The following is a 271-nucleotide window of genomic DNA, read 5'->3' on the forward strand; positions in this document are numbered from 1 at the left end:
CGGGCATTTTCTTCGATAAAATTGTCTTTGGGGCGGGTGAAATGATTGACGGAAAATCCGATGAAATTATGCATAAATTCACGGTAATGACGTTCCCAGGGAACATAGATCATAAAACCTGTACTGAAATCCCTATAATTTTGTTTTTCATTGACAATGTCCAAAGCCGGTAACGGTAGAATGTTACCGTATATTTCATGAAGATTCCCGGAATAAATGTATTTGTTCGGATTCAGCCTTTCGTCATAATAAGAACCTTTCACTCCTAATT

General features: G+C 37.3%; 1 protein-coding gene. It reads right to left on the bottom strand.

Going from position 1 to position 271, the window contains the following annotated elements; translation table 11 throughout:
- Window positions 1–271: hypothetical protein (locus NE623_RS14535; protein ID WP_256276164.1), on the bottom strand; the 271-nt coding region annotated here is incomplete at both ends.

Origin of the sequence: Gemmiger formicilis (assembly GCF_024462815.1) — a bacterium.
Lineage (GTDB): Bacteria > Bacillota > Clostridia > Oscillospirales > Ruminococcaceae > Gemmiger.